The 22,601-nt window shown below is 56.8% G+C and carries 22 protein-coding genes; 16 read left to right on the top strand and 6 right to left on the bottom strand.

Annotation, left to right across the window (positions count from 1 at the left end):
- The first annotated feature begins 52 nt into the window (after positions 1-52).
- The 15 genes from cysJ to rpoS all read left to right on the top strand — a co-directional run bounded on the left by cysJ (position 53) and on the right by rpoS (position 15,813).
- Positions 53-1,876 carry an NADPH-dependent assimilatory sulfite reductase flavoprotein subunit gene (gene cysJ, locus DDA898_RS17000; protein WP_038912626.1) on the top strand — a complete coding sequence of 608 codons (1,824 nt, stop codon included), beginning with the start codon at positions 53-55 and terminating at the stop codon, positions 1,874-1,876.
- The gene (cysI, locus tag DDA898_RS16995) at positions 1,876-3,591 is read left to right on the top strand and encodes an assimilatory sulfite reductase (NADPH) hemoprotein subunit (RefSeq protein ID WP_038911827.1); all 1,716 of its coding nucleotides are present in this window, start codon (positions 1,876-1,878) and stop codon (positions 3,589-3,591) included. The genes cysJ and cysI overlap by 1 nt, the downstream gene beginning before the upstream one ends.
- Before the next feature lie 12 nt (positions 3,592-3,603).
- Positions 3,604-4,338, top strand: coding sequence for a phosphoadenylyl-sulfate reductase (locus tag DDA898_RS16990; protein ID WP_038911826.1), 735 nt, complete (start codon positions 3,604-3,606; stop codon positions 4,336-4,338).
- 448 nt (positions 4,339-4,786) lie between these two features.
- Positions 4,787-6,208: a siroheme synthase CysG gene (gene cysG, locus DDA898_RS16985; protein ID WP_038911825.1), complete on the top strand. Its 1,422-nt coding sequence runs from the start codon at positions 4,787-4,789 to the stop codon at positions 6,206-6,208.
- A gap of 10 nt (positions 6,209-6,218) precedes the next feature.
- Positions 6,219-7,127, top strand: a complete 909-nt coding sequence (cysD, locus tag DDA898_RS16980; protein ID WP_013319233.1) for a sulfate adenylyltransferase subunit CysD — start codon at positions 6,219-6,221, stop codon at positions 7,125-7,127.
- Positions 7,128-7,138: 11 nt separating this feature from the next.
- A complete protein-coding gene (gene cysN / locus DDA898_RS16975; RefSeq protein ID WP_038911823.1) occupies positions 7,139-8,566 on the top strand; it encodes a sulfate adenylyltransferase subunit CysN in 1,428 nt (475 codons plus the stop codon).
- A 1-nt stretch (position 8,567) separates the two neighbouring features.
- On the top strand, positions 8,568-9,191 hold the full coding sequence (cysC, locus tag DDA898_RS16970; RefSeq protein ID WP_038901932.1) for an adenylyl-sulfate kinase: 624 nt from the start codon (positions 8,568-8,570) through the stop codon (positions 9,189-9,191).
- A 121-nt stretch (positions 9,192-9,312) separates the two neighbouring features.
- On the top strand, positions 9,313-9,657 hold the full coding sequence (locus DDA898_RS16965) for a DUF3561 family protein (RefSeq protein ID WP_033112032.1): 345 nt from the start codon (positions 9,313-9,315) through the stop codon (positions 9,655-9,657).
- A gap of 214 nt (positions 9,658-9,871) precedes the next feature.
- Complete coding sequence (ftsB, locus tag DDA898_RS16960) at positions 9,872-10,210, top strand: cell division protein FtsB (RefSeq protein WP_038911822.1); 339 nt, start codon at positions 9,872-9,874, stop codon at positions 10,208-10,210.
- A gap of 2 nt (positions 10,211-10,212) precedes the next feature.
- Positions 10,213-10,941, top strand: a complete 729-nt coding sequence (ispD, locus tag DDA898_RS16955) for a 2-C-methyl-D-erythritol 4-phosphate cytidylyltransferase (protein WP_038911821.1) — start codon at positions 10,213-10,215, stop codon at positions 10,939-10,941.
- A 3-nt stretch (positions 10,942-10,944) separates the two neighbouring features.
- Entirely contained in the window at positions 10,945-11,442 is a 498-nt protein-coding gene (gene ispF / locus DDA898_RS16950) for a 2-C-methyl-D-erythritol 2,4-cyclodiphosphate synthase (RefSeq protein ID WP_038901929.1), read from the top strand.
- On the top strand, positions 11,436-12,485 hold the full coding sequence (gene truD / locus DDA898_RS16945; protein WP_038911820.1) for a tRNA pseudouridine(13) synthase TruD: 1,050 nt from the start codon (positions 11,436-11,438) through the stop codon (positions 12,483-12,485). Before ispF ends, truD begins: the two co-directional genes overlap by 7 nt.
- A 121-nt stretch (positions 12,486-12,606) precedes the next feature.
- Positions 12,607-13,233: a protein-L-isoaspartate(D-aspartate) O-methyltransferase gene (locus DDA898_RS16940; protein ID WP_013319225.1), complete on the top strand. Its 627-nt coding sequence runs from the start codon at positions 12,607-12,609 to the stop codon at positions 13,231-13,233.
- A 307-nt stretch (positions 13,234-13,540) separates the two neighbouring features.
- Positions 13,541-14,767, top strand: a complete 1,227-nt coding sequence (nlpD, locus tag DDA898_RS16935; protein WP_038911819.1) for a murein hydrolase activator NlpD — start codon at positions 13,541-13,543, stop codon at positions 14,765-14,767.
- Positions 14,768-14,820: 53 nt separating this feature from the next.
- Positions 14,821-15,813, top strand: a complete 993-nt coding sequence (gene rpoS, locus DDA898_RS16930; RefSeq protein ID WP_013319223.1) for an RNA polymerase sigma factor RpoS — start codon at positions 14,821-14,823, stop codon at positions 15,811-15,813.
- Positions 15,814-15,891: 78 nt separating this feature from the next.
- Here the strand turns inward: rpoS and proS are convergent, their stop codons facing one another.
- From proS to metN, 6 genes are all read right to left on the bottom strand, one after another.
- Positions 15,892-17,610 (bottom strand): proline--tRNA ligase, encoded by a 1,719-nt coding sequence (gene proS, locus DDA898_RS16925; RefSeq protein ID WP_038911816.1) that lies wholly within the window; start codon positions 17,608-17,610, stop codon positions 15,892-15,894.
- Between the two features lie 115 nt (positions 17,611-17,725).
- On the bottom strand, positions 17,726-18,433 hold the full coding sequence (gene tsaA / locus DDA898_RS16920; protein ID WP_038911815.1) for a tRNA (N6-threonylcarbamoyladenosine(37)-N6)-methyltransferase TrmO: 708 nt from the start codon (positions 18,431-18,433) through the stop codon (positions 17,726-17,728).
- Complete coding sequence (rcsF, locus tag DDA898_RS16915; RefSeq protein ID WP_013319220.1) at positions 18,430-18,837, bottom strand: envelope stress sensor lipoprotein RcsF; 408 nt, start codon at positions 18,835-18,837, stop codon at positions 18,430-18,432. Before rcsF ends, tsaA begins: the two co-directional genes overlap by 4 nt.
- 114 nt (positions 18,838-18,951) lie before the next feature.
- On the bottom strand, positions 18,952-19,767 hold the full coding sequence (locus DDA898_RS16910; RefSeq protein WP_038911814.1) for a MetQ/NlpA family lipoprotein: 816 nt from the start codon (positions 19,765-19,767) through the stop codon (positions 18,952-18,954).
- Between the two features lie 62 nt (positions 19,768-19,829).
- A complete protein-coding gene (locus DDA898_RS16905) occupies positions 19,830-20,483 on the bottom strand; it encodes a methionine ABC transporter permease MetI (protein WP_013319218.1) in 654 nt (217 codons plus the stop codon).
- Positions 20,476-21,507 (bottom strand): methionine ABC transporter ATP-binding protein MetN, encoded by a 1,032-nt coding sequence (metN, locus tag DDA898_RS16900; RefSeq protein ID WP_038911813.1) that lies wholly within the window; start codon positions 21,505-21,507, stop codon positions 20,476-20,478. Before metN ends, DDA898_RS16905 begins: the two co-directional genes overlap by 8 nt.
- A 180-nt stretch (positions 21,508-21,687) precedes the next feature.
- Here metN and gmhB point away from each other — a divergent pair, with 180 nt between their 5' ends.
- Positions 21,688-22,254 (top strand): D-glycero-beta-D-manno-heptose 1,7-bisphosphate 7-phosphatase, encoded by a 567-nt coding sequence (gmhB, locus tag DDA898_RS16895; protein ID WP_038911812.1) that lies wholly within the window; start codon positions 21,688-21,690, stop codon positions 22,252-22,254.
- The last annotated feature ends 347 nt before the right edge of the window (positions 22,255-22,601 follow it).

Below are 22,601 nucleotides of genomic sequence, written 5' to 3'. Positions count from 1 at the left end.
GCGGCAACCCGGCATTAGCGCCCGCGGCCAGAACAAGGATACCGATACCACAATGACAACTTCGGCTTCTCCGACTCCGCTGCTCCCGTTGAGCGCGGAGCAACTTTCGCGTCTTCAGGCCGCGACCGGCGATCTTTCGCCGACGCAACTGGCCTGGTTGTCCGGCTATTTCTGGGGCGTGATTCAGCAACAGCCCGGTGCGGTTGCCGTTCCGGCCGTGACGGCGGCGCCAGCCGCCGAAGTAGCGCCGCCGGCGGCGATTACGCTGATTTCCGCCTCTCAGACCGGCAACGCCCGCCGCGTAGCGGAACAGGTGCGCGACGATCTGCTGGCGGCCAGCCTGCCGGTAACGCTGGTGAATGCCGGCGACTATAAATTCAAACAGATCGCGCAGGAAAAACTGCTGCTGGTCGTTACCTCGACGCAGGGCGAAGGCGAGCCGCCGGAAGAAGCCGTGGCGTTGCACAAATTCCTGTTCTCGAAAAAAGCGCCGTCGCTGGCGGGCGCGGCGTTTGCGGTGTTTGGCCTTGGCGATACCTCGTATGAGTTTTTCAGCAAGGCGGGTAAGGATTTTGACGGCCGTCTGGCTGAGTTAGGCGCGGAACGCCTGCTCGATCGCGTCGATGCCGATGTGGAATTCCAGCCGCTGGCGGAACAGTGGCGTCGTCAGGTGGTGGAAACCTTGAAGGCGCGCTTTGCCGGCCAGACGGCGGTGGCGGTGCAAACCGCGGCCAGCGGCCAGGTCAATGCCATCACCACCAGCCCGTATCACAAGGATGCCCCTTATACCGCGTCGCTGTCGGTCAACCAGAAGATCACCGGTCGTAATTCGGAAAAAGACGTTCGCCATATCGAAATCGATCTGGGCGACTCCGGTCTGCATTACCAGCCGGGTGATGCGCTGGGCGTGTGGTATGAGAACTCCCCGGCGCTGGTGCAGGAGCTGCTGGGGCTGTTGTGGCTGAAAGGCGACGAGTCCGTTGTCGTGAACGGCAACACCCTACCGTTGGCTGAGGCGCTGCAACGCCATTTTGAACTGACGCAAAACACCGCGCCGATTGTCGCTAATTACGCGGCGTTGTCGCGCAACGAGGCGCTGCTGGGGCTGGTTGCCGATAAATCCGCGCTACAGCAGTACGCACAGCGTACTCCGCTGGTGGATATGGTGCGCGAAGCGCCGGTGGAACTGACGCCGGAACAGCTCACCGGGCTGCTGCGTCCGCTGACGCCGCGTCTCTACTCCATCGCGTCGTCGCAGGACGATGTCGGCGGCGAAGTGCACATCACCGTCGGCGCGGTGCGTTATGAATATGAAGGCCGTGCGCGTAGCGGCGGTGCGTCGGGCTATCTGGCGGACCGGCTGGAAGAGGATGGCGATGTCCGTGTGTTCATTGAGCACAATGACAATTTCCGCCTGCCCGCCAACCCCGAAACGCCGGTAATCATGATTGGTCCGGGCACCGGCATCGCGCCATTCCGGGCGTTTATGCAGCAGCGTGAAGCCGACGGCGCTGGCGGTAAAAACTGGCTGTTTTTCGGCAACCCGCACTTTACCGAAGATTTCCTCTATCAGGTGGAGTGGCAGCGTTACGTTAAAGACGGGCTGTTGACGGAAATCGACCTGGCCTGGTCGCGCGATCAGGCGCACAAGGTTTACGTACAGGACAAAATCCGTGAAAAAGGCGCGGAGGTGTGGCGCTGGATTCAGGATGGCGCCCATATTTATGTCTGCGGCGACGCCAATCGCATGGCGAAAGATGTAGAGCAGGCGCTGCTGACCGTTGTGGCTGAACACGGCGGGATGGACGCCGAACAGGCGGATGAGTTTTTAAGCGAGCTGCGTCTTGAGCGGCGTTATCAGAGAGATGTGTACTAATGAGCGAAAGATATTCTGGTCCGCTGGTGGTCGAGGGCAAGCTGGCTGACGCCGAGCGCCTTAAGCTGGAAAGCAATTACCTGCGCGGTACGATTACGGAAGATTTGAGCGACGGCCTGACCGGCGGCTTTAACGGCGACAACTTTCTGCTGATTCGCTTTCACGGCATGTATCAGCAGGATGACCGCGATATTCGCGCCGAACGCGCGGAACAGAAGCTGGAACCGCGTCATGCCATGATGCTGCGCTGCCGCCTGCCGGGCGGGGTGATGACGCCGAAGCAGTGGCTCGGCATCGACCAGTTCGCCGGTGAAAAAACGCTGTACGGCAGCATCCGCATCACCAACCGTCAGACGTTCCAGTTTCACGGCATTCTGAAAACCGATCTGAAATCCGCTCACCAACTGCTGCATGCGGTTGGGCTGGATGCGTTGGCGACCGCCAACGACGTCAACCGTAACGTGCTGTGCACCTCTAACCCGGTGGAATCTGAACTGCATCAGCAGGCTTATGAATGGGCGAAGACGATTTCCGAACACCTGCTGCCGCGCACCCGCGCCTACGCCGAGGTGTGGCTGGATAAGGAAAAAGTCGCCACCACCGACGAGGAGCCGATTCTGGGGGCGACCTATCTGCCGCGCAAGTTCAAGACCACGGTGGTGATCCCGCCGCAGAACGATGTGGACCTGCACGCCAACGATTTAAACTTTGTTGCCATTTCAGATAACAACCAACTGGTAGGTTTTAACGTATTGGTGGGGGGCGGCCTGTCTATCGCCCACGGCGACAAGGCGACCTATCCGCGTACGGCCAGCGAATTGGGCTATATTCCATTAGCGCATACGCTGGCGGTGGCTGAGGCGGTGGTGACCACCCAGCGCGACTGGGGCAATCGCACCAACCGCAAGAACGCCAAGACTAAATACACGCTCGAACGGGTAGGCGTCGAGACTTTCAAACAGGAAGTGGAACGCCGCGCCGGCATCACTTTTGAACCCGTTCGTCCGTATGCCTTCACCGGTCGCGGCGATCGCATCGGCTGGGTGAAGGGGATCGACAATAAATGGCACCTGACCCTGTTCATTGAAAACGGTCGCATTCTGGATTATCCGGGGCGCCCACTGAAAACCGGCATGGCGGAAATCGCCAAAATCCATAAAGGCGATTTCCGGCTTACCGCTAACCAGAACCTGATCGTGGCCGGCGTTGCCACTCGCGACAAAGCCAAAATCGAGGCGCTGGCGCGCCAGTACGGCCTGATCGACGATAGCGTTACCGAGCAGCGGCAGAATTCGATGGCCTGCGTATCGCTGCCGACCTGCCCGCTGGCGATGGCTGAGGCCGAGCGCTTCCTGCCGGAGTTTGTCACGCAGGTGGAAGGCATTATGCAGAAACACGGCGTGGGTGATGACCATATCGTGTTGCGCGTGACCGGTTGCCCTAATGGCTGTGGCCGCGCCATGCTGGCGGAAATCGGCCTGGTGGGCAAAGCCATCGGCCGCTACAACCTGCATATCGGCGGTAACCGCGAAGGCACGCGTATTCCGCGCATGTATCGGGAAAACATCACCGAGAAAGAGATTCTGGCCGATATCGACCAACTGGTCGGGCGCTGGGCCAGCGAACGCGAGAACGGCGAAGGGTTTGGCGATTTTGCGATCCGCGTCGGCATCATTAAACCGGTGCTGGACCCCGCCGTTGATTTTTACGACTGACAGGAGAACCTGATGTCTACGCTGAATCTGGAGGCGCTGCGCGCCTTGCCCCAACCGGAACAGACCGCCGCGCTGGCGGACGTCAACGAACAGCTGGAGAATCTGTCCGCGCAGGAGCGCGTCAGCTGGGCGCTGGAAAACTTGCCGGGCGAGTTTGTGCTTTCCTCCAGTTTCGGCATTCAGGCGGCGGTGTGCCTGCATTTGGTTACCCGACAGCGGCCGGATATTCCGGTTATCCTCACCGATACCGGTTATCTGTTTACGGAGACGTATCAGTTCATCGACCAACTGACCGAACAGTTGGCTCTTAACCTGCAGGTTTACCGTGCCGCACAGTCTCCTGCCTGGCAGGAGGCGCGTTACGGCAAGCTGTGGGAGCAGGGGCTGGAAGGCATTGAGCAGTACAACCAGATCAATAAAGTCGAGCCGATGGATCGGGCGTTACAAGAACTGCGCGCCGGCACCTGGTTCGCTGGTCTGCGCCGTGAACAATCGGACAGCCGCGAAGGATTGCCGGTGCTGGCGATCAAACGCGGGGTATTCAAGTTTTTGCCGATCATCGACTGGGATAACCGCACGGTGTACCAGTACCTGAAAGCCAACGGATTGAGCTACCACCCGCTATGGGAACAGGGCTATCTGTCGGTGGGCGATACCCATACCACCCGCAAGTGGGAACCGGGCATGAGCGAGGAAGAAACCCGTTTCTTCGGCCTGAAACGCGAATGTGGGCTGCATGAAGGCTGATGGTCGCCGCCTGATGCGCTACGAACGCGGTGACATCAGCAGCACAGAAATCCATCCATCCCGATAGCGGGTATCAACCAGACGCTGATTAACCTGTATGATAATCACGAGCAGTCATCTGACGTAGCTATCCGACATGATTCGGCCGGGCGGTGTGACATTCTCCGGCGCGAGCATCAGGCGTGTGGTCATTGCTGCTTTAACGGCGTTTGGGGAACTGTCAGCCGTATTTTTGTGAAACGTCATCGCCTGCGTACTGATGGTGCTGTCTGTCCGGCGCAGGCACAGGTGAACGTGAAGTGTAAAAACCGTTATTAAGCGTTTTTATTCTTTCCCGCATAGTTTGTTATTCCATTACGGAACTAATCATACTAATTCGGCATTTCATAACCTTTCTCTTCACGTTTTATAGTCGCTTTATAGAATTTTTAGCTTAGTAAAGGCATCTGTGAACTATCTCCCTATATTCGCCGATCTCCGGCAACGCCCTGTGCTGGTTGTCGGGGGCGGTGAGGTGGCAACACGCAAGATTGACCTGCTGCAACGCGCCGGGGCTGATGTTCGGGTAGCGGCGCGCGCGCTGTGCGAACCGCTGCACGCGCAGCATCAGACGGGCCGGCTGGCATGGGTGGCGCAGGAGTTCTCGCCCGCGCTGCTGGATAGCGTGTTTCTGGTGATTGCCGCGACCGATGATGCCGCGCTGAATGCCACGGTGTTCGAGGAAGCCAATCGCCGCCAATTGCTGGTCAATGTGGTGGATGACCAGCCCAAATGCTCATTCATTTTTCCCTCGCTGATTGACCGCTCGCCGCTGATGGTGGCGATTTCGTCCGGCGGTCAGGCGCCGGTGCTGGCGCGTTTGCTGCGGGAGAAACTGGAGGCGCTGCTGCCTGCCCGTCTGGGGCTGATGGCGGAGCTGGCCGGAAAATGGCGTGGTCGCATCAAGCAGCGGCTGGCGTCGGTAACGGAACGCCGTCGTTTTTGGGAGCGTATTTTTACCGGGCGTTTCTCCAGTCTGGTGGCTGCCGGGCAACTGGCGCAGGCCGAGCAGGAACTGGAACAACAACTGGCGCAGCCCGATGTTAAGCAAGGCGAGGTGGCGCTGGTGGGCGCCGGGCCGGGCGATGCCGGTTTGCTGACGTTGCGTGGCTTGCAGGTGATTCAGCAGGCGGATGTGGTGCTTTACGATCATCTGGTCAGCGATGAGGTGCTGGATCTGGTGCGCCGCGATGCGGAGCGGATTTGCGTCGGCAAACGCGCCAGCGCGCATCTGCTGCCGCAAGACGAGATTAACGCGCTGCTGGTGAAGCTGGCGCAGGAAGGCAAACGGGTGGTGCGGCTGAAAGGCGGCGATCCCTTTATTTTCGGTCGCGGCGGCGAAGAGCTGCAACAGGTGGCGCAGGCGGGCATTCCATTTCAGGTGGTGCCGGGCATCACCGCGGCGGCCGGCGCCACGGCGTATGCCGGCATTCCGCTGACGCACCGGGATTACGCGCAGAGCGTGATATTTATCACCGGGCATTGCCGCCCGGATGGCGATGCGCTGGAGTGGTCGACGCTGGCGCGCGGCCGACAAACCTTGGCTATCTATATGGGTACGGTCAAGTCGGCGGAAATCAGCCAGCAACTGATCGCGCATGGCCGGGCGCCGCATACGCCGGTGGCGGTCATCGGCCGCGGTACGCGACAGGATCAGCAAGTGCTGACCGGCACGCTGGCGGAACTGGAACAACTGGCGCAGCAGGCTCCGACGCCGGCGCTGCTGGTAATTGGCGAGGTGGTGAATTTGCATCAACACATCGCCTGGTTTGGTGAACAAGCGCGGATGACGCCGACTGACGGGCGCTCGGCCGTGGTGAATCTGGCTTAAGGTTAAGGTTATGGACGAGAAAAGACTCACGCATTTAAAACAGCTTGAAGCGGAAAGTATTCATATCATTCGTGAGGTAGCGGCTGAGTTCGGCAACCCGGTGATGCTGTATTCCATCGGTAAGGATTCCTCCGTGATGCTGCATCTGGCCCGTAAGGCGTTCTTTCCGGGCACGCTGCCGTTCCCGCTGCTGCATGTGGATACCGGTTGGAAATTCCGCGAAATGTACCAATTCCGCGATCGTACCGCCAAAGCCTACGGCTGCGAGCTGCTGGTGCACCGCAACCCGGAAGGGGTAGCGATGGGCATCAACCCGTTTGTGCACGGCAGCGCCAAGCATACCGACATCATGAAAACCGAAGGGTTGAAACAGGCGCTGGACAAGTACGGCTTTGACGCCGCGTTCGGCGGCGCCCGCCGTGATGAAGAGAAATCTCGCGCCAAAGAGCGTATCTACTCTTTCCGCGATCGTTTCCATCGTTGGGACCCGAAAAATCAGCGCCCGGAGCTGTGGAACAACTATAACGGCCAGATCAACAAGGGGGAGAGCATCCGCGTATTCCCGCTGTCCAACTGGACCGAACTGGATATCTGGCAGTACATCTATCTGGAAAACATCGATATCGTGCCGCTGTATCTGGCCGCCGAGCGTCCGGTACTGGAGCGCGACGGTATGTTGCTGATGGTGGACGACGACCGTATTGACCTGCAACCGGGCGAGGTGATTGCCCAGCGCATGGTGCGGTTCCGTACGCTCGGCTGCTGGCCGTTGACCGGCGCGGTGGAATCGCAGGCGCAAACGCTGCCGGAAATCATCGAAGAGATGCTGGTGTCGACCACCAGCGAACGTCAGGGACGGGTGATTGACCGCGATCAGGCCGGCTCCATGGAGCTGAAAAAGCGTCAAGGGTATTTCTGAGGAATCGTCAAATGAATCATAGTATTGCAAAACAGATTGCCGATCAGGGCGGGGTTGAGGCTTATCTTCACGCACAGCAGAACAAAAGCCTGTTGCGTTTTCTGACCTGCGGCAGCGTTGACGATGGCAAAAGCACCCTGATTGGCCGGTTGTTGCACGATACTCGTCAGATTTACGAAGATCAGCTTTCTACGCTGCACAATGACAGCAAGCGCCTTGGCACTCAGGGCGAAAAGCTCGATCTGGCGCTGTTGGTGGACGGCCTGCAGGCCGAGCGCGAGCAGGGCATCACCATTGATGTGGCTTATCGCTATTTTTCCACGGAAAAACGCAAGTTCATCATCGCCGATACGCCGGGGCATGAGCAGTACACCCGCAACATGGCGACCGGTGCGTCCACCTGCGAACTGGCGATCCTGCTGATCGACGCGCGCAAGGGCGTACTGGATCAGACCCGTCGCCACAGTTTTATCGCCACGCTGCTGGGGATTCGCCATCTGGTGGTGGCGGTCAACAAGATGGATCTGGTGGAGTATCAGCAGGCGGTCTTTGATCGGTTCAAGCAGGACTATCTGGACTTCGCCGGTCAGTTGCCGACGGATCTGGATATTACGTTTGTGCCGATTTCCGCGCTGGATGGCGACAATGTCGCGACGCCGAGCACGACCATGAGCTGGTATCACGGCCCGACGCTGTTGGATGTGCTGGAGACGGTCAATGTTTCCTCCCGCAGCCTGAGCCAGCCGATGCGTTTTCCGGTGCAGTATGTCAATCGTCCGAACCTGGATTTTCGCGGCTACGCCGGCACGGTGGCGTCTGGAGTGGTGCGAGTCGGGCAGCGTGTGAAGGTGCTGCCGTCGGGTGTGGAGTCCAGCGTCAGTCGTATCGTCACCTTTGATGGCGACCTGCAACAGGCGCAGGCTGGCGAAGCGGTGACGCTGGTGCTGTCCAGCGAAGTCGATATCAGCCGCGGCGACCTGCTGGTCGGCAGCGAGGAAACGCTCCAGCCGGTACGCAGCGCGAAGGTGGATGTGGTCTGGATGGCGGAACAGCCGCTGGTGCCGGGACAGAGCTACGACATCAAAATTGCCGGTAAGAAAACCCGCGCGCGGGTGGAAAACATCGACTATCAGGTGGAAATCAATACCCTGACCCAGCGGGTTACCGAGTCGCTGCCGCTCAACGGCATTGGTCTGGTCGAACTGACCTTTGATGAACCACTGGTGCTGGACAAATATCAGCACAACGCTGTCACCGGCGGCATGATTTTCATCGATCGCCTAAGCAACGTGACGGTCGGCGCCGGGCTGGTGCGTGAGCCGGTTGAGCTGGAGGAAGCGGAAGCCGGTAACTACAGCGCTTTTGAGCTGGAACTGAATGCGCTGATTCGCCGCCACTTCCCGCACTGGGGCGCGCGCGATCTGCTGGGAGGAAAATAACGTGGCGCAAACGCAGGCCCGGCCGGGCGCGCCGGCCGATAACAATGTGGTGTGGCACGACCATCCGGTCACACGCGAAGACCGTGAACGTCAACACGGGCATCGTGGCGTGGTGGTGTGGTTCACCGGGCTGTCCGGTTCCGGCAAATCTACGCTGGCCGGCGCACTGGAGCAGGCCTTGTTTGCCCGTGGCGTGAGTACCTATTTGCTGGATGGTGATAACGTCCGGCACGGGCTGTGTCGTGATCTGGGATTCAGCGATGATGACCGGCGCGAGAACATTCGCCGGGTGGGGGAAGTGGCCCGGTTGATGGTCGATGCCGGTCTGGTTGTATTAACCGCGTTTATCTCTCCGCACCGTGCTGAACGGCAGATGGTTCGAGAACTGCTTGATCAGGAGCAGTTTCTTGAAGTGTTCGTCGATACGCCGCTGGCTATTTGTGAAGCCCGCGACCCCAAAGGTTTATACCGGAAAGCCCGTGCCGGTGAGTTGCGCAACTTCACCGGTATTGACGCGGTTTATGAGGCGCCGGAACAGCCGGAATTGCATCTGGACGGCCAACAATTGGTAACAAATTTAGTCGCTGAATTATTAGATATGCTGCACGGTCGAGCTATCATCTAAGCCTCAGCTTGCCCCTTTGCAGGCTACGGTATGCGTGTTTTGTCTCGCTGCCGATGGTCTGACGAAGGGGCAGTCTTAAGGCCCAACGGTTACCCGGTGATGGGGTAAAGCAGGAACGATGATGCAGAGTGTGACGCCATTACCTGATAGCAATACGCAAGCCGACCATGACGAGGGGGAGGACGCGTCCTGCGTTTCTTGTAGCCCGCTGGTAGGCGCGCTGGCTGGTTTCTGTTTTTACTGGCTGGCCTTCTCTCTGCCGTTTATCGTGTATGGCCTGAACTCCACGCTGTTGCTGATGCTTTACACCTGGCCCTTTTTTCTGGCGTTGATGCCCCTGTCGGTATTGATAGGCATGCTGTTTCGCCTGTTGTTGCCGAATCATGTGGTGTGGATGATGGTCTGCTGCGCGGTTAGCATTCCAGGCGTGTTCTGGTTGGTGTTCTTATTGATCACCGGATGGTAACCGCTCGCAAGTAGCACATATCATCAGGATATCGATTTTAGAGAAACCGATTTCAGACTGTTTTGTTTCTTACCGAAACTATTTCCCTGTGTGAGTAATTTTATCCTTCCCTCCCAGCGTTCGCCTGACTTTTTCCCACCAGAGGGGAATTGTTGGTGAAGGTGGAGTCCTGATAAAAGTTATGGGATGATTAGGCGGCTTTTCAGGGGGCTGGATGGGAAAACTTTCGCTTTTATTGTTGATTCTTCTCGGTTGGTTGCAATATTCGCTCTGGCTGGGGAAAAACGGTGTTCATGATTACGTGCGGGTGAAGGATGACGTGGCGGTGCAACAGGCCAACAACGTCAAACTGAAATCCCGCAACGAACAGCTGTTTGCGGAAATAGACGATCTCAATGGTGGTCAGGAGGCTATTGAGGAGCGGGCGCGCAACGAGCTGGGCATGACCAAACCCGGAGAAAGCTTTTATCGTCTGGTGGCCGACCCGGCGGATCGCCGCGTCGGTGCAAACCCGTCGCCGGCCCCTTCCACTTCATCATCGACGTCTCGCTAGGTATGTCTACTCCAAATCAGTCTTTGGCTGAGGTGGTTGCTGTCCTGCCGGCGGCTGGAAACGGCAGCCGGATGCAGAGCGACCGCCCCAAGCAGTACCTTTCCATCGGTAATAAAACCATTCTTGAGCACACGGTCGCGGCTTTACTGCGTCATCCGCGTATTCAACGGGTGGTAATCGCCATCAGCGCCGATGACCGTTATTTTCCCGAACTGCCCCTCGCGGCCGACCCGCGTATTCAGTTGGTGACCGGCGGCCGCCAGCGGGCCGACTCGGTGCTGGCCGGCTTACTGCATTTGCCGCACACCGATTGGGTGCTGGTGCATGACGCGGCGCGGCCCTGCCTGCATCAGGACGATCTGTCCCGGCTGCTGGCGCTGACCGGGCAAAGTGAGGTCGGCGGCATCCTGGCTGCGCCGGTGCGTGATACCATGAAGCGAAGCCGCGATGGCGCCATCGACCATACGGTGGAGCGCGAGGCGCTGTGGCACGCCCTGACGCCGCAACTGTTCCCACTGGCGCTGTTGCGGGAATGCCTGGAACGGGCGCTGCGTGAAGGCGCGACCGTTACCGACGAGGCGTCGGCGCTGGAATATTGCGGTTATCGCCCGCAGATTGTTCCGGGACGGGCAGACAACATCAAGGTCACGCGCCCGGAAGATCTGGCGCTGGCGGAATTTTATCTGACGCGCCGCCCGGATCATCATCAACAAGATAATAAAGGAGCCTGAGTGATGCGTATCGGTCACGGTTTTGATGTGCATAAATTTGGCGGAGAAGGCCCGCTGGTGATCGGCGGGGTGCGTATTCCCTATGAACGCGGCTTGCTGGCGCATTCCGATGGCGACGTGGTGTTGCATGCCGTTACCGATGCGCTGTTGGGCGCGGCGGCGATGGGCGATATCGGTAAACTGTTTCCCGACACCGATCCGGCCTACCGCGGCATCGACAGCCGCGAACTGCTGCGTGAAGCCTGGCGTCGCATCACCGCCAAGGGTTACCAACTGGGCAACCTCGATGTCACCATCATCGCACAGGCGCCGAAAATGGCGCCGCACATCCCGCAGATGCGCGTCAACATCGCTGAAGATCTGCAATCGCATATGGATGATGTCAACGTCAAAGCCACTACGACCGAGCAACTGGGCTTTACCGGCCGTGGCGAAGGGATTGCCTGTGAAGCGGTAGTCTTGCTGGTCAAGGGCGACGCCACCGGCGTGGTGGCATGGTAATGCGTGAATCACTGCTTTGGTTGCATGGCGAACCGGCCGCAACGGGGGTACTGAAGGCATCGCCGGATGATTTTTTTGTCGCCGAAGATCTGGGGTTTGCACCGGATGGCGATGGCGAACATGTGCTGGTGCGTGTTCGTAAGCGCGGCTGTAACACGACGTTTGTAGCGGAAGCGCTGGCGAAGTGCGCCGGAATTCCGGCGCGTTCCGTCAGCTATGCCGGGTTGAAAGATCGTCATGCGGTAACCGAACAATGGTTCTGCCTGCATTTGCCGGGCAAAACGGAGCCGGCGTGGTCGGCATTCGCGCTGGACGGGTGCGAAATCCTTGAAGCGCAGCGCCATCGCCGTAAACTGCGTATTGGCGCGTTGCGCGGCAACCATTTTAGTCTGGTGCTGCGCGAGGTTAGCGACCGTGCCGATGTTGAAGCCCGTCTGGCGCTGATCGCCGGTAAAGGCGTACCCAACTATTTCGGCAGTCAGCGTTTCGGTCGTGACGGCAACAATCTGGAACAGGCCCGCCGCTGGGCGAATGACGAGATTCGGGTTAAGGATCGCAGCAAGCGCAGCTTCTACCTTTCCGCCGTTCGCAGTGAATTATTCAATCTAATGACCAGTGCGCGTCTGGCGACGTATGGCGCAACGCAGGTGCTGACCGGCGATGCGCTGCAACTGACTGGCCGCGGCAGCTGGTTTGTGGTCAAGCCGGAAGAATTGGCTGACGCGCAGTCGCGTGTGATAGCCGGCGAACTACAGATTACCGCCGCATTGCCGGGGCAGGGTGAACCGGGTGTGCAGGAACAGGCGCTGGCGTTCGAACAGCAATGCCTGGAGGATCAGGCGCTGTTGTTGTCATTGCTGACGCGTGAACGGGTGGACAGCGCGCGCCGCGCCATCATGCTACATCCGCAGGATATGCGCTGGTCATGGCGGGATGACGCCACGCTTGAGCTACACTTCTGGCTGCCGGCCGGGTGTTTCGCCACCAGCGTGGTGCGGGAACTGCTGCTTCCCGTGCAACAGGAAAACGAGTGGGTGGCCTAATAGCCGGCTGTTTTTGTCGGCTTCAGACGCGTGATTTATCCTGATACGGGCTGTCGATTTTCTTTGCTATCGGAGGACGGAGCGAGTTGATGAGGTGGGCTAACGCGGGAGTTGACGGGGAATGGTGAATAAACGCGTGCAAACGTTGCTGGCGCAGCTTCACCAGCAGGGCATTCAGGACGAACGCCTGTTGCAGGCCATGGCCTCGGTTCCTCGCGAGCGTTTTGTCGATGAGGCGTTCGAACATAAAGCCTACGATAACGTCGCCCTGCCGATCGGTTCCGGACAAACCATCTCTCAACCCTATATCGTCGCCAGAATGACCGAACTGCTGCAGTTGACGCCGGAGTCCCGCGTGCTGGAGATCGGCACCGGTTCCGGCTATCAAACCGCGATTCTGGCACATCTGGTGCGGCATGTCTTCTCCGTGGAGCGCATCAAAGGGTTGCAGTGGCAGGCCAAGCGGCGGCTTAAGCAACTCGATCTGCACAACGTCTCCACCCGTCATGGCGACGGCTGGCAAGGCTGGGCGTCCAAAGGGCCGTTTGACGCCATCATCGTCACGGCGGCGCCGCCGGAGATTCCGTCCGCGCTGATGGCGCAACTGGATGAAGGCGGCATCATGGTATTACCGGTAGGCGAAGAGCAGCAGACATTACAGGTCGTTTTGCACCGCAACGGCGAGTTTATCGTCCAGACGGTGGAAATGGTTCGGTTTGTTCCGCTGGTCAAAGGAGAACTGGCCTGATACCGTTGCCAGTCTCGGTAAAAAGTCCGTCTTTAAAATTTCAATACAACTGTCTTATGGTTATAACGGATTGATATTGATAGGCTGTGTCCCGTCGTTGTCCGTGTTTTGACCCTGTTGGTATGGCGTGATCGCCAGACAGACCTTATGGTACCGCCTGTTTGCGTCGACGAATAAAATAAACGGTAATCGTTTTTACGTTCCTCGCTCTGCATGATTGCCAGCCTTAATCAGGGTGTTCCGAACGGAAATAAACGTCGGGACCGGGCAGATTTCGTCATTTTTGGTTATAGGGGGAATTTGGCGCATGGGAAGCCAAATCGTGAACTGGCGTCAGATCGCTGTGTGTTCGGTTATTACTCTGGGATTGGCCGGTTGTGCAAATGACAATAATCAGGCGGCCCCGATCAGCAGCGTGGGAGATAACGGCGCAGGAAGCCGCTCGGGCAGTACCACCACCTATTCGCCGCCGCCGCGTATTTCCAGCGTCGGCAGCGTGAACAATAATACTCAACCTGTTCCTTCGGCGGTCATCAGCCACCCTTCCAGCGATGCGGCGGTCACCACCCGCGAAGGTAAGATTGTCTATAACCGCAGCTATAACAGCATCCCCAAAGGGAGCTACAGCGGTAATACCTACACCGTCAAACGCGGGGATACCCTGTTCTATATCGCCTGGATTACCGGTAATGATTACCGCGAACTGGCGCAGCGCAACAACATTCAGGAGCCTTACAGCCTGAATGTGGGTCAGTCGTTAAGCCTCGGCAGCAACATGAATGCCGGCGGCAGCACCCAGGGCATGGCGATTGCCAGCGCGCCGACCACGATAACGACATCCGCGCCGGTAACAACGTCCGCGCCGGTAGAAAGCAGCCCGGCCGGCAGCGGACATATGCTGCCTGAAAATGCCGGCAAAGCCTCTGGCGGCGGTCGCATGCTATCAGGCAATAATACGGCCGGCAGCAGCGGTCATATGCTGCCGGCCAGCGCGGCCGCGGCTGGAGCCGCGTCACCACAAATGCAAACGACGCAGGTTGATTCTCAACCAACTAATGCGTATTCTGAAGGTTCGGGTAAACAGAATGTGGGTAAGATGTTGCCCACGGCGGGAGCGGCGACCACGCTTCCGACGACCGAACCGACGCAAACGAGCACGGCAATTGCCAGCTGGCGTTGGCCTACAGACGGGAAAGTCATAGATAGTTTCTCAGCCTCAGAGGGGGGAAATAAAGGGATTGATATCGCCGGCTCACGTGGGCAATCCGTTATCGCTACCGCATCCGGGCGTGTAGTGTATGCGGGGAACGCGTTACGCGGTTACGGTAATCTGATCATCATTAAACATAATGATGACTACTTGAGCGCCTATGCCCATAACGAAACCATGCTGGTCCGGGAACAACAAGAGGTAAAGGCGGGTCAACAAATCGCTACCATGGGTAGCACCGGAACCAGTTCAGTACGCTTGCATTTTGAAATTCGTTACAAGGGGAAATCCGTAAACCCGCTGCGTTTTCTTCCGCAGCGATAAATCGGGCAGAGTATTTCGGTATTCTGCCAAGGGATCACGGGTAGGAGCCACTTATGAGCCAAAATACGCTGAAAGTTAACGAGTTACATGAAGATGCTGAATTCGATGAGAATGGAATCGACGTTTTTGACGACAAAGCGTTGGCGGAGGAAGAAACCAGCGATAGCGACCAGCTCGACGAGGAATTGCTTTCGCAGGGAACTGCTCAGCGCGTGCTGGATGCAACCCAGCTTTATCTGGGAGAAATCGGCTACTCACCTCTTCTGACTGCTGAAGAAGAAGTTTACTTTGCCCGTCGGGCGCTACGCGGCGATGTTTCATCTCGCCGCCGTATGATCGAGAGTAACCTGCGGCTGGTGGTGAAAATCGCCCGCCGCTACAACAATCGGGGACTGGCGCTGCTGGACCTGATTGAAGAAGGGAACCTCGGTTTGATCCGCGCAGTCGAGAAGTTTGACCCTGAACGCGGGTTCCGCTTTTCGACTTACGCCACCTGGTGGATCCGTCAGACCATTGAACGGGCCATCATGAATCAAACCCGCACCATCCGTTTACCCATCCATATCGTTAAAGAACTCAATGTCTACCTGCGTACCGCACGCGAACTGTCCCACAAGCTTGACCACGAGCCCAGTGCGGAAGAAATCGCCGAGCGGCTGGATAAGCCGGTGGATGACGTTAACCGCATGCTGCGTCTCAACGAGCGCATCACCTCGGTGGATACGCCGCTGGGCGGGGATTCGGAAAAGGCGCTGCTGGATATTCTGGCCGACGAGAAGGATAACGGCCCGGAAGACACCACGCAGGATAACGATATGAAACAAAATATCGTTAAGTGGTTGTTTGAACTGAACGCAAAACAGCGTGAAGTGCTGGCCCGCCGTTTTGGTCTGCTGGGATATGAAGCCGCCACGCTGGAAGATGTGGGCCGTGAAATCGGGTTGACTCGTGAACGGGTTCGCCAGATTCAGGTAGAAGGGCTGCGCCGTTTGCGCGAGATCCTGCAGGTGCAGGGGCTGGACATCGAAGAGCTGTTCCGCGAATAACTCGCACAATAATTAACATGACACAAAAAAATGGTGGGATGTCCCACCATTTTTTATGTCTGCGATTTGGTCCGTGCGTTACCGGGCACACTGAGACAGCAGGAACTCGACGATATCGCCGGCCTTGATCATCTCTTTTTCGCCTTTACGGCGGTGCTTGTACTCGATCTCGTCGTTATCCAGATTGCGGTCGCCAATCACGATGGTGTGCGGAATACCGATCAGTTCCATGTCCGCAAACATCACGCCGGGGCGTTCTTTGCGATCGTCCAGCAATACATCGACGCCGTTGGCGCGCAACTGCTGGTAGATGCCCTCGGCTACTTCCTGCACGCGGAAGGATTTATGCATGTTCATCGGCAGAATCGCCACCTGGAACGGCGCAATGGCGTCAGGCCAGATAATGCCGCGGTCGTCGTGGTTCTGTTCAATGGCGGCGGCGATCACGCGCGTTACGCCAATACCATAGCAACCCATGGTCAGGGTTTGGTTACGGCCGTCTTCACCCTGAACCGTCGCTTTTAAGGCTTCGGAGTATTTTTTACCCAGTTGGAAGATGTGACCGACTTCAATACCACGCTTGATAAGCAGCGTGCCTTTGCCGTCCGGGCTGCGATCGCCTTCCACCACGTTACGGATATCGGCAACCTGCGGCAGCGCGGTATCGCGTTCCCAGTTAATGCCGAAGTAGTGTTTACCGTCGATATTGGCGCCGGCGCTGAAATCGCTCATCGCGGCCACGGTACGGTCGACAACGACCGGCACCGGCAGATTCACCGGTCCCAGTGAGCCGGGGCCTGCTTTCACCGTCGCACGGATCTCTTCTTCGGTAGCGAAGGTCAGCGGGCTGGCGACCAGCTCCAGTTTTTCCGCTTTAACTTCGTTCAGTTCATGATCGCCACGCACCAGCAGCGCAACCAATTTATGGCCGCTTTCTTCGGTCGCTTTCACCAGTAGGGTTTTGACGGTTTTCTCCACCGGCACGGCGAATTGTTCCACCAGTTCGGCGATGGTTTTGGCGTTCGGGGTATCCACCAGCGTCATGGCTTGAGTCGGCGCGCTTAGGCCGCGTTCCGGCGCGACGGCTTCCGCCAGCTCAATGTTGGCGGCGTAATCCGACTCGGTAGAGAACACGATGTCGTCTTCGCCACTGCTGGCCAGCACCTGGAATTCATGTGATGCGTTGCCGCCGATAGAGCCGGTATCGGCCTGTACAGGGCGGAAATCGAGATCCATCCGGCTGAAAATCTTACTGTAGGCCGCGTACATGGCATCGTAAGTGACCTGTAGGGATTCCTGCGTGGTGTGGAACGAGTAAGCATCCTTCATCAGGAATTCACGGGCGCGCATCACGCCAAAGCGCGGGCGGACTTCGTCACGGAATTTGGTCTGGATCTGATAGAAATTCAGCGGCAACTGCTTGTAGGAACTGATTTCATTGCGGATCAAATCGGTGATGACTTCTTCATGCGTCGGGCCGAGCACAAACGGGCGGTCGCCACGGTCGACAAAGCGCAGCAGCTCCGGACCATATTGTTCCCAGCGGCCGCTTTCCTGCCACAGATCGGCGGGTTGAACCACCGGCATCGAAATTTCGATGGCGCCGGCATTGTTCATTTCTTCACGCACGATGTTTTCGACTTTTTTCAGCACCCGCAACCCGGTCGGCAACCAGGTGTAAAGGCCGGAAGCCAGTTTACGAATCATCCCGGCTCGCAGCATCAACTGATGGCTGATGACTTCGGCATCGGCGGGTGTCTCCTTCAGCGTGGAGAGCATGTATTGACTTGTACGCATGATGTTTGAGTTCCGTCAGAACAAATAAATAGCATTAACCACAACGTGGTTCAGGCAGAAAAAGTGGTTTAGTTTACCAGTGCGGGCCGCTCCCCAAAAGGCGCAGCAATGTTTTTTAACCGGCATTAAGGCTGATGACTTCCGTTTGCCCATCAATTACGCGCCAACGGACGTTAAATTCCAGCAGCAATGCGGCATAGACCTTGAGGTCATCTTCCCCTTTGCGATAAGCCGGACGGGGGTCCTGCGCCAGCACCTGGCTGATGAAACGCCGCAGATTTGGGTAGCGTTGCTGATGTTCCATCAGCTGCTGTTCCGCCAGCGCGGAAAAATGGATCGGCATATCGGCTTCGGGCGCCAATTGGGCAAAACCGGCGCGCGCCTGCGGCTGACTTTCCGCAAACGGCAGGTAGGGCTTGATGTCCACGACCGGGGTGCCGTCTACCAGATCCAGACTGCCCAGTTCCAGTATCACGCTGTCTCGCATGGTGCGTACCGCTTTGAGTTCAACCAGCGACATACCAATCGGGTTAGGGCGAAACGTTGAGCGGGTGGCGAACACGCCCATGCGGGCATTGCCGCCCAGGCGAGGCGGCCTGACTGTTGGGTGCCAGCCCGCGGAGGCTGTCTGATGGAAAATGAACAGCAGCCACAGGTGGCTGAAATCTTCGAGCCCGCGTACGGCCTCGGGTTGGTTATAAGGCGAGAGGAGATGTAATTCTCCACCGCCATCCCTAATCAGACCGGGCTGTCGGGGTATGGCAAATTTTTCTTTATAAGGTGAACGGATAACGCCGATCTGATTAAAGCAAAATTGGCTCATTGCGCGGAAACTTTCAGTGCGGAACCCTGGCAGACGGCCTGACGGTAGCATCCTGCGACATTACTGACGATCTGGCAGTCATGCAGCAGTACGGCATTGGCTTTCATGGCGGTGGCGCGATTCTGCATTCTTCTGCGGGCGGACGGAATGCTAGGCGGCGTATCTTGCGCGCTGGACTGACAGGATGAGCCAGACACTTCACCCATATCGCGGAACGGCTTGCCTACCAGTTCTTCAGCACTTTTATACAGCACGGCAGGAGCGGGATGCGTGACCGGCTTCGGCTTCGGCGGAGGTTCCACAGCCACCGGTGTCTGCGGTTGTGGTGCCGGCGCAGCAGGTTTGTGCAGCAGGGAACATCCTGTCAGCGAAAACGCCAACAGCAGAACAGGTACAGCACGCATAAATTTTCCTCTGGCTTGGATAAAGTGCGGTTATTGAAGCAAGCAATACAGAAAATAACAAGACGGGCAGTTGCCCGTCTCTCATCTCTTTTGTGCAATAAAGTAAGTATTAACTTACCAGCCTTTCACCGCGCCACCATTAAATACTTTCAGCGCTGCCTGGTTTACTTCGTCAGACTGATAAGCTTTTACGAATTTTTTCACGTTTTCTGCATCTTTGTTGTCTTCACGAGCAACCAGCAGGTTAACGTACGGCGAGTCTTTTTCTTCCACGAACAAACCGTCTTTGGCCGGGGTCAGGTTAATCTGGCTGGCATATGTGGTGTTGATGATGGCCAGCGCGATCTGATCGTCATCCAAAGAACGCGGCAACTGCGGCGCTTCCAGTTCGACCAGCTTCAGGTTTTTCGGGTTTTCAGTCACATCCAGCACGGTCGGCAGCAGGCCAACGTTGTCTTTCAGTTTGATCAAGCCCACTTTCTGCAGCAGCAGCAGCGAACGGCCCAGGTTGGTCGGATCGTTCGGCAGGGCGATCTGCGCGCCGTTCTGCAGATCATTCAGCGATTTGATTTTTTTGGAGTAACCGGAGATCGGATACACGAAGGTGTTGCCGACGGAAACCAGCTTATAGCCGCGATCCTTGATCTGCTGGTCAAGGTACGGTTTGTGCTGGAAAGCGTTCAGGTCGATATCGCCTTTGCTCAGCGCTTCATTCGGCAGCACGTAATCATTAAAGGTAACCAGTTCAACATCCAGACCGTATTTTTCTTTGGCGACTTTCTGCGCCACTTCCGCTACCTGCTGCTCGGCACCGACGATCACGCCGACTTTAATGTGGTTAGGGTTCTTCTGCTCCTGACCGCATCCGGCCAGCGCCAGCGCACCAATCAACGCACCAACCGCCGCGAGAGATTTCAATTTAATTGCCATTTTTTACCTCTGTTAATGTTTTAACCTGCACCGAAGAATAATAGACGCGATGATAAAACCCGTTATTTATGGGTAACCGCGCGAACTGCTCTGTCACCAAAAAACTGAATGAGATAAACCAGAACCACCAGCAGGATCAGTACGGTATTCATCACGGTGGCGTTATAGCCGACGTAACCATATTGATAACCAATCTGCCCCAGACCGCCGGCACCGACCGCGCCGCCCATGGCTGAATAACCGACCAACGTAATTAATGTAATAGTGGCGGCGTTGATCAGGCCGGGAAGGGCTTCGGGCAGTAGAATCTTACGGATAATCTGCAACGGCGTGGCGCCCATGGCGCGTGCTGCTTCGATCAATCCGGTCGGAATTTCCAACAGGGCGTTTTCCACCATGCGGGCAATAAAAGGCGCAGCCCCCACCGTCAACGGTACAATCGCTGCCTGCAGACCAATTGCGGTGCCGACAATCACTCGGGTAAAAGGAATCATCCACACCAGCAGGATAATGAACGGAATGGAACGGAAGATATTCACCAACGCGGAAATGCTGCGATAGAGCTTAGGATTAGCGATAATCTGCCCAGGGCGGGTGATATATAACAGCACGCCGACGGGCAAACCCAGCATAAAACCGAAAGAGCCGGACACGAATGTCATCACCACGGTCTCCCAAACGCCGCGGGCAATCAACCAGAGCATGGCTTCAGACATAACCCAATACCTCAATATTCACGTGGTGCTGCTGCAGAAAGGCGATGGCTGCCTGAGTGTCGGTTTCCTGTCCGTGCATTTCGGCCAGCATGATGCCGAATTTCACGCCGCCGGCGTAATCCATCTGCGCGCTGATAATGTTGTTGTTGACGTTGAATGTCCGAGCCACCTCGGACAGTAACGGCGCATCAACCGACTGGCCGGTAAATTCCATACGCAGCAGCGGCACGCTGTTCGGACGAGGCGTCGCCGACAGTCGCTGCTGATAATCATCCGGAATATCCAGATGCAGGGTGGACTGGATAAATTTCTGAGCCAGCGGCGTTTTCGGGTGCGAAAACACTTCGCTGACCGTATCCTGCTCAATCAGTTTGCCGTCACTGATCACCGCCACCTGATCGCAGATCCGCTTAACCACATCCATCTCATGCGTAATCAACAAAATCGTTAGCCCCAGCCGACGATTGATGTCTTTCAGCAATTCAAGAATAGAGCGGGTGGTGGCAGGGTCCAGCGCGCTGGTCGCTTCATCACACAACAGTACTTTAGGATTGCTTGCCAGCGCACGAGCAATAGCGACACGCTGTTTTTGCCCGCCGGACAGATTAGCCGGATAAGCGTCGTGTTTATCCGACAGCCCGACCAGGTCCAGAAGCTGATGCACCCGCTGTTTGATTTCAGACGCGGGCGTGTTATCCAGTTCCAGCGGTAACGCCACGTTGCCGAATACGGTACGCGAGGATAACAAATTGAAGTGCTGGAAAATCATGCCGATTTGACGGCGGGTGCGCGTCAATTGGCTTTCCGACAGGCTCATCAGGTCTTTCCCGTCGATCAGCACTTTCCCCTTAGTCGGTCTTTCCAGCAGATTCACGCAACGAATCAGCGTGCTTTTACCTGCGCCTGATGCGCCAATCACGCCATAAATCTGACCCGCGGGCACGCGTAATGTCACGTCGTCCAGCGCAGTGACGGCGCGCCCTTTTTGCTGGAAAACCTTTGTAATATTAATCAGTTCAATCATAAATTTTATCAAAGATGACGATGGCCGGATAAGAAACCATAATATTCCGACCCAATGTGGAGGGGATGTTAAGGCGTCTAGACGTCTAAGTCAATCGAGATCCCATCAGGGATGACATTCTCTCTAGTGATGAAAACATGCGATACTAAGCGCAATTTACGCCATCAGGAGCAAAGGTAAGTGGCAAACAGCGTCCCTGCAATTTTTCTCGACCGTGACGGTACCATTAATGTCGATTATGGCTATGTCCATGAAGTCGATCAGTTCCAGTTCATTGACGGCGTGATTGACGCCTTGCATGAGCTCAAAAAAATGGGTTTTGCTCTGGTACTGGTGACCAACCAGTCAGGGATTGCCAGAGGCAAGTTTACCGAAGATCAGTTCATGCAACTGACCGAGTGGATGGATTGGTCGCTGGCCGATCGTGGTGTTGACCTGGACGGCATCTATTATTGTCCCCATCACCCTGATGCCGGTGAAGGAGAATATCGCCAGCAGTGTGATTGCCGCAAACCTCAGCCGGGGATGTTTATCTCCGCGCAGCGCCATTTGCACATTGATATGGCTGCTTCTTATATGGTGGGCGACAAAGTGGAAGATATGCAGGCGGCACAGGCTGCAGGGGTAGGAACTAAAGTATTGGTTAAAACCGGCAAACCGGTCACCGAGGAAGGCGAAAAATTGGCTGACTGGCTAATAGATAGCCTGGCGGACCTGCCAAAAACGATCGAAAAGCGCGTAAAATAGCTGTAAGGGTGGAAAAATGCGCGAACGGAAAAAAAGATCGAGAAAGTGGTTGTGTAACCCGTTCGGATCCCTATAATGCGCATCCACTGACACGGCAACAGCGGAAACGCAGCGCGGTGTCAGGCGGAGAAAACGAGAAAAAAGTCGTTGACTCTGCAGGAGGAAAGCGTAGTATACGCCACCTCGCGGCAGCAGGCTCAGGCCGGTCGCACTGCTCTTTAACATCAATCAGACAATCTGTGTGGGCACTCGCAGGACACTTCACTAAAATATTTTGTGAAAGTCTTGAAGAGTGACAACAGTTAATTCATATGAACTAACAGTAAATTCTTTGAGCACCGCTTCTT

Source organism: Dickeya dadantii NCPPB 898, from assembly GCF_000406145.1.
Taxonomy (GTDB): domain Bacteria; phylum Pseudomonadota; class Gammaproteobacteria; order Enterobacterales; family Enterobacteriaceae; genus Dickeya; species Dickeya dadantii.
The sequence above is the reverse complement of the archived record's forward strand: the minus strand, read 5'-3'. Positions and strand labels throughout refer to the sequence as shown.

Coding starts and splice junctions, on each gene's coding strand:
- cysJ (WP_038912626.1), top strand. CDS start 53: ATGACAACTTCGGCTTCTCCGACTCCGCTGCTCCCGTTGAGCGCGGAG.
- cysI (WP_038911827.1), top strand. CDS start 1,876: ATGAGCGAAAGATATTCTGGTCCGCTGGTGGTCGAGGGCAAGCTGGCT.
- DDA898_RS16990 (WP_038911826.1), top strand. CDS start 3,604: ATGTCTACGCTGAATCTGGAGGCGCTGCGCGCCTTGCCCCAACCGGAA.
- cysD (WP_013319233.1), top strand. CDS start 6,219: ATGGACGAGAAAAGACTCACGCATTTAAAACAGCTTGAAGCGGAAAGT.
- cysN (WP_038911823.1), top strand. CDS start 7,139: ATGAATCATAGTATTGCAAAACAGATTGCCGATCAGGGCGGGGTTGAG.
- DDA898_RS16965 (WP_033112032.1), top strand. CDS start 9,313: ATGCAGAGTGTGACGCCATTACCTGATAGCAATACGCAAGCCGACCAT.
- ftsB (WP_038911822.1), top strand. CDS start 9,872: ATGGGAAAACTTTCGCTTTTATTGTTGATTCTTCTCGGTTGGTTGCAA.
- ispD (WP_038911821.1), top strand. CDS start 10,213: ATGTCTACTCCAAATCAGTCTTTGGCTGAGGTGGTTGCTGTCCTGCCG.
- ispF (WP_038901929.1), top strand. CDS start 10,945: ATGCGTATCGGTCACGGTTTTGATGTGCATAAATTTGGCGGAGAAGGC.
- truD (WP_038911820.1), top strand. CDS start 11,436: ATGGTAATGCGTGAATCACTGCTTTGGTTGCATGGCGAACCGGCCGCA.
- DDA898_RS16940 (WP_013319225.1), top strand. CDS start 12,607: ATGGTGAATAAACGCGTGCAAACGTTGCTGGCGCAGCTTCACCAGCAG.
- nlpD (WP_038911819.1), top strand. CDS start 13,541: ATGGGAAGCCAAATCGTGAACTGGCGTCAGATCGCTGTGTGTTCGGTT.
- rpoS (WP_013319223.1), top strand. CDS start 14,821: ATGAGCCAAAATACGCTGAAAGTTAACGAGTTACATGAAGATGCTGAA.
- proS (WP_038911816.1), bottom strand. CDS start 17,610: ATGCGTACAAGTCAATACATGCTCTCCACGCTGAAGGAGACACCCGCC.
- tsaA (WP_038911815.1), bottom strand. CDS start 18,433: ATGAGCCAATTTTGCTTTAATCAGATCGGCGTTATCCGTTCACCTTAT.
- rcsF (WP_013319220.1), bottom strand. CDS start 18,837: ATGCGTGCTGTACCTGTTCTGCTGTTGGCGTTTTCGCTGACAGGATGT.
- DDA898_RS16910 (WP_038911814.1), bottom strand. CDS start 19,767: ATGGCAATTAAATTGAAATCTCTCGCGGCGGTTGGTGCGTTGATTGGT.
- DDA898_RS16905 (WP_013319218.1), bottom strand. CDS start 20,483: ATGTCTGAAGCCATGCTCTGGTTGATTGCCCGCGGCGTTTGGGAGACC.
- metN (WP_038911813.1), bottom strand. CDS start 21,507: ATGATTGAACTGATTAATATTACAAAGGTTTTCCAGCAAAAAGGGCGC.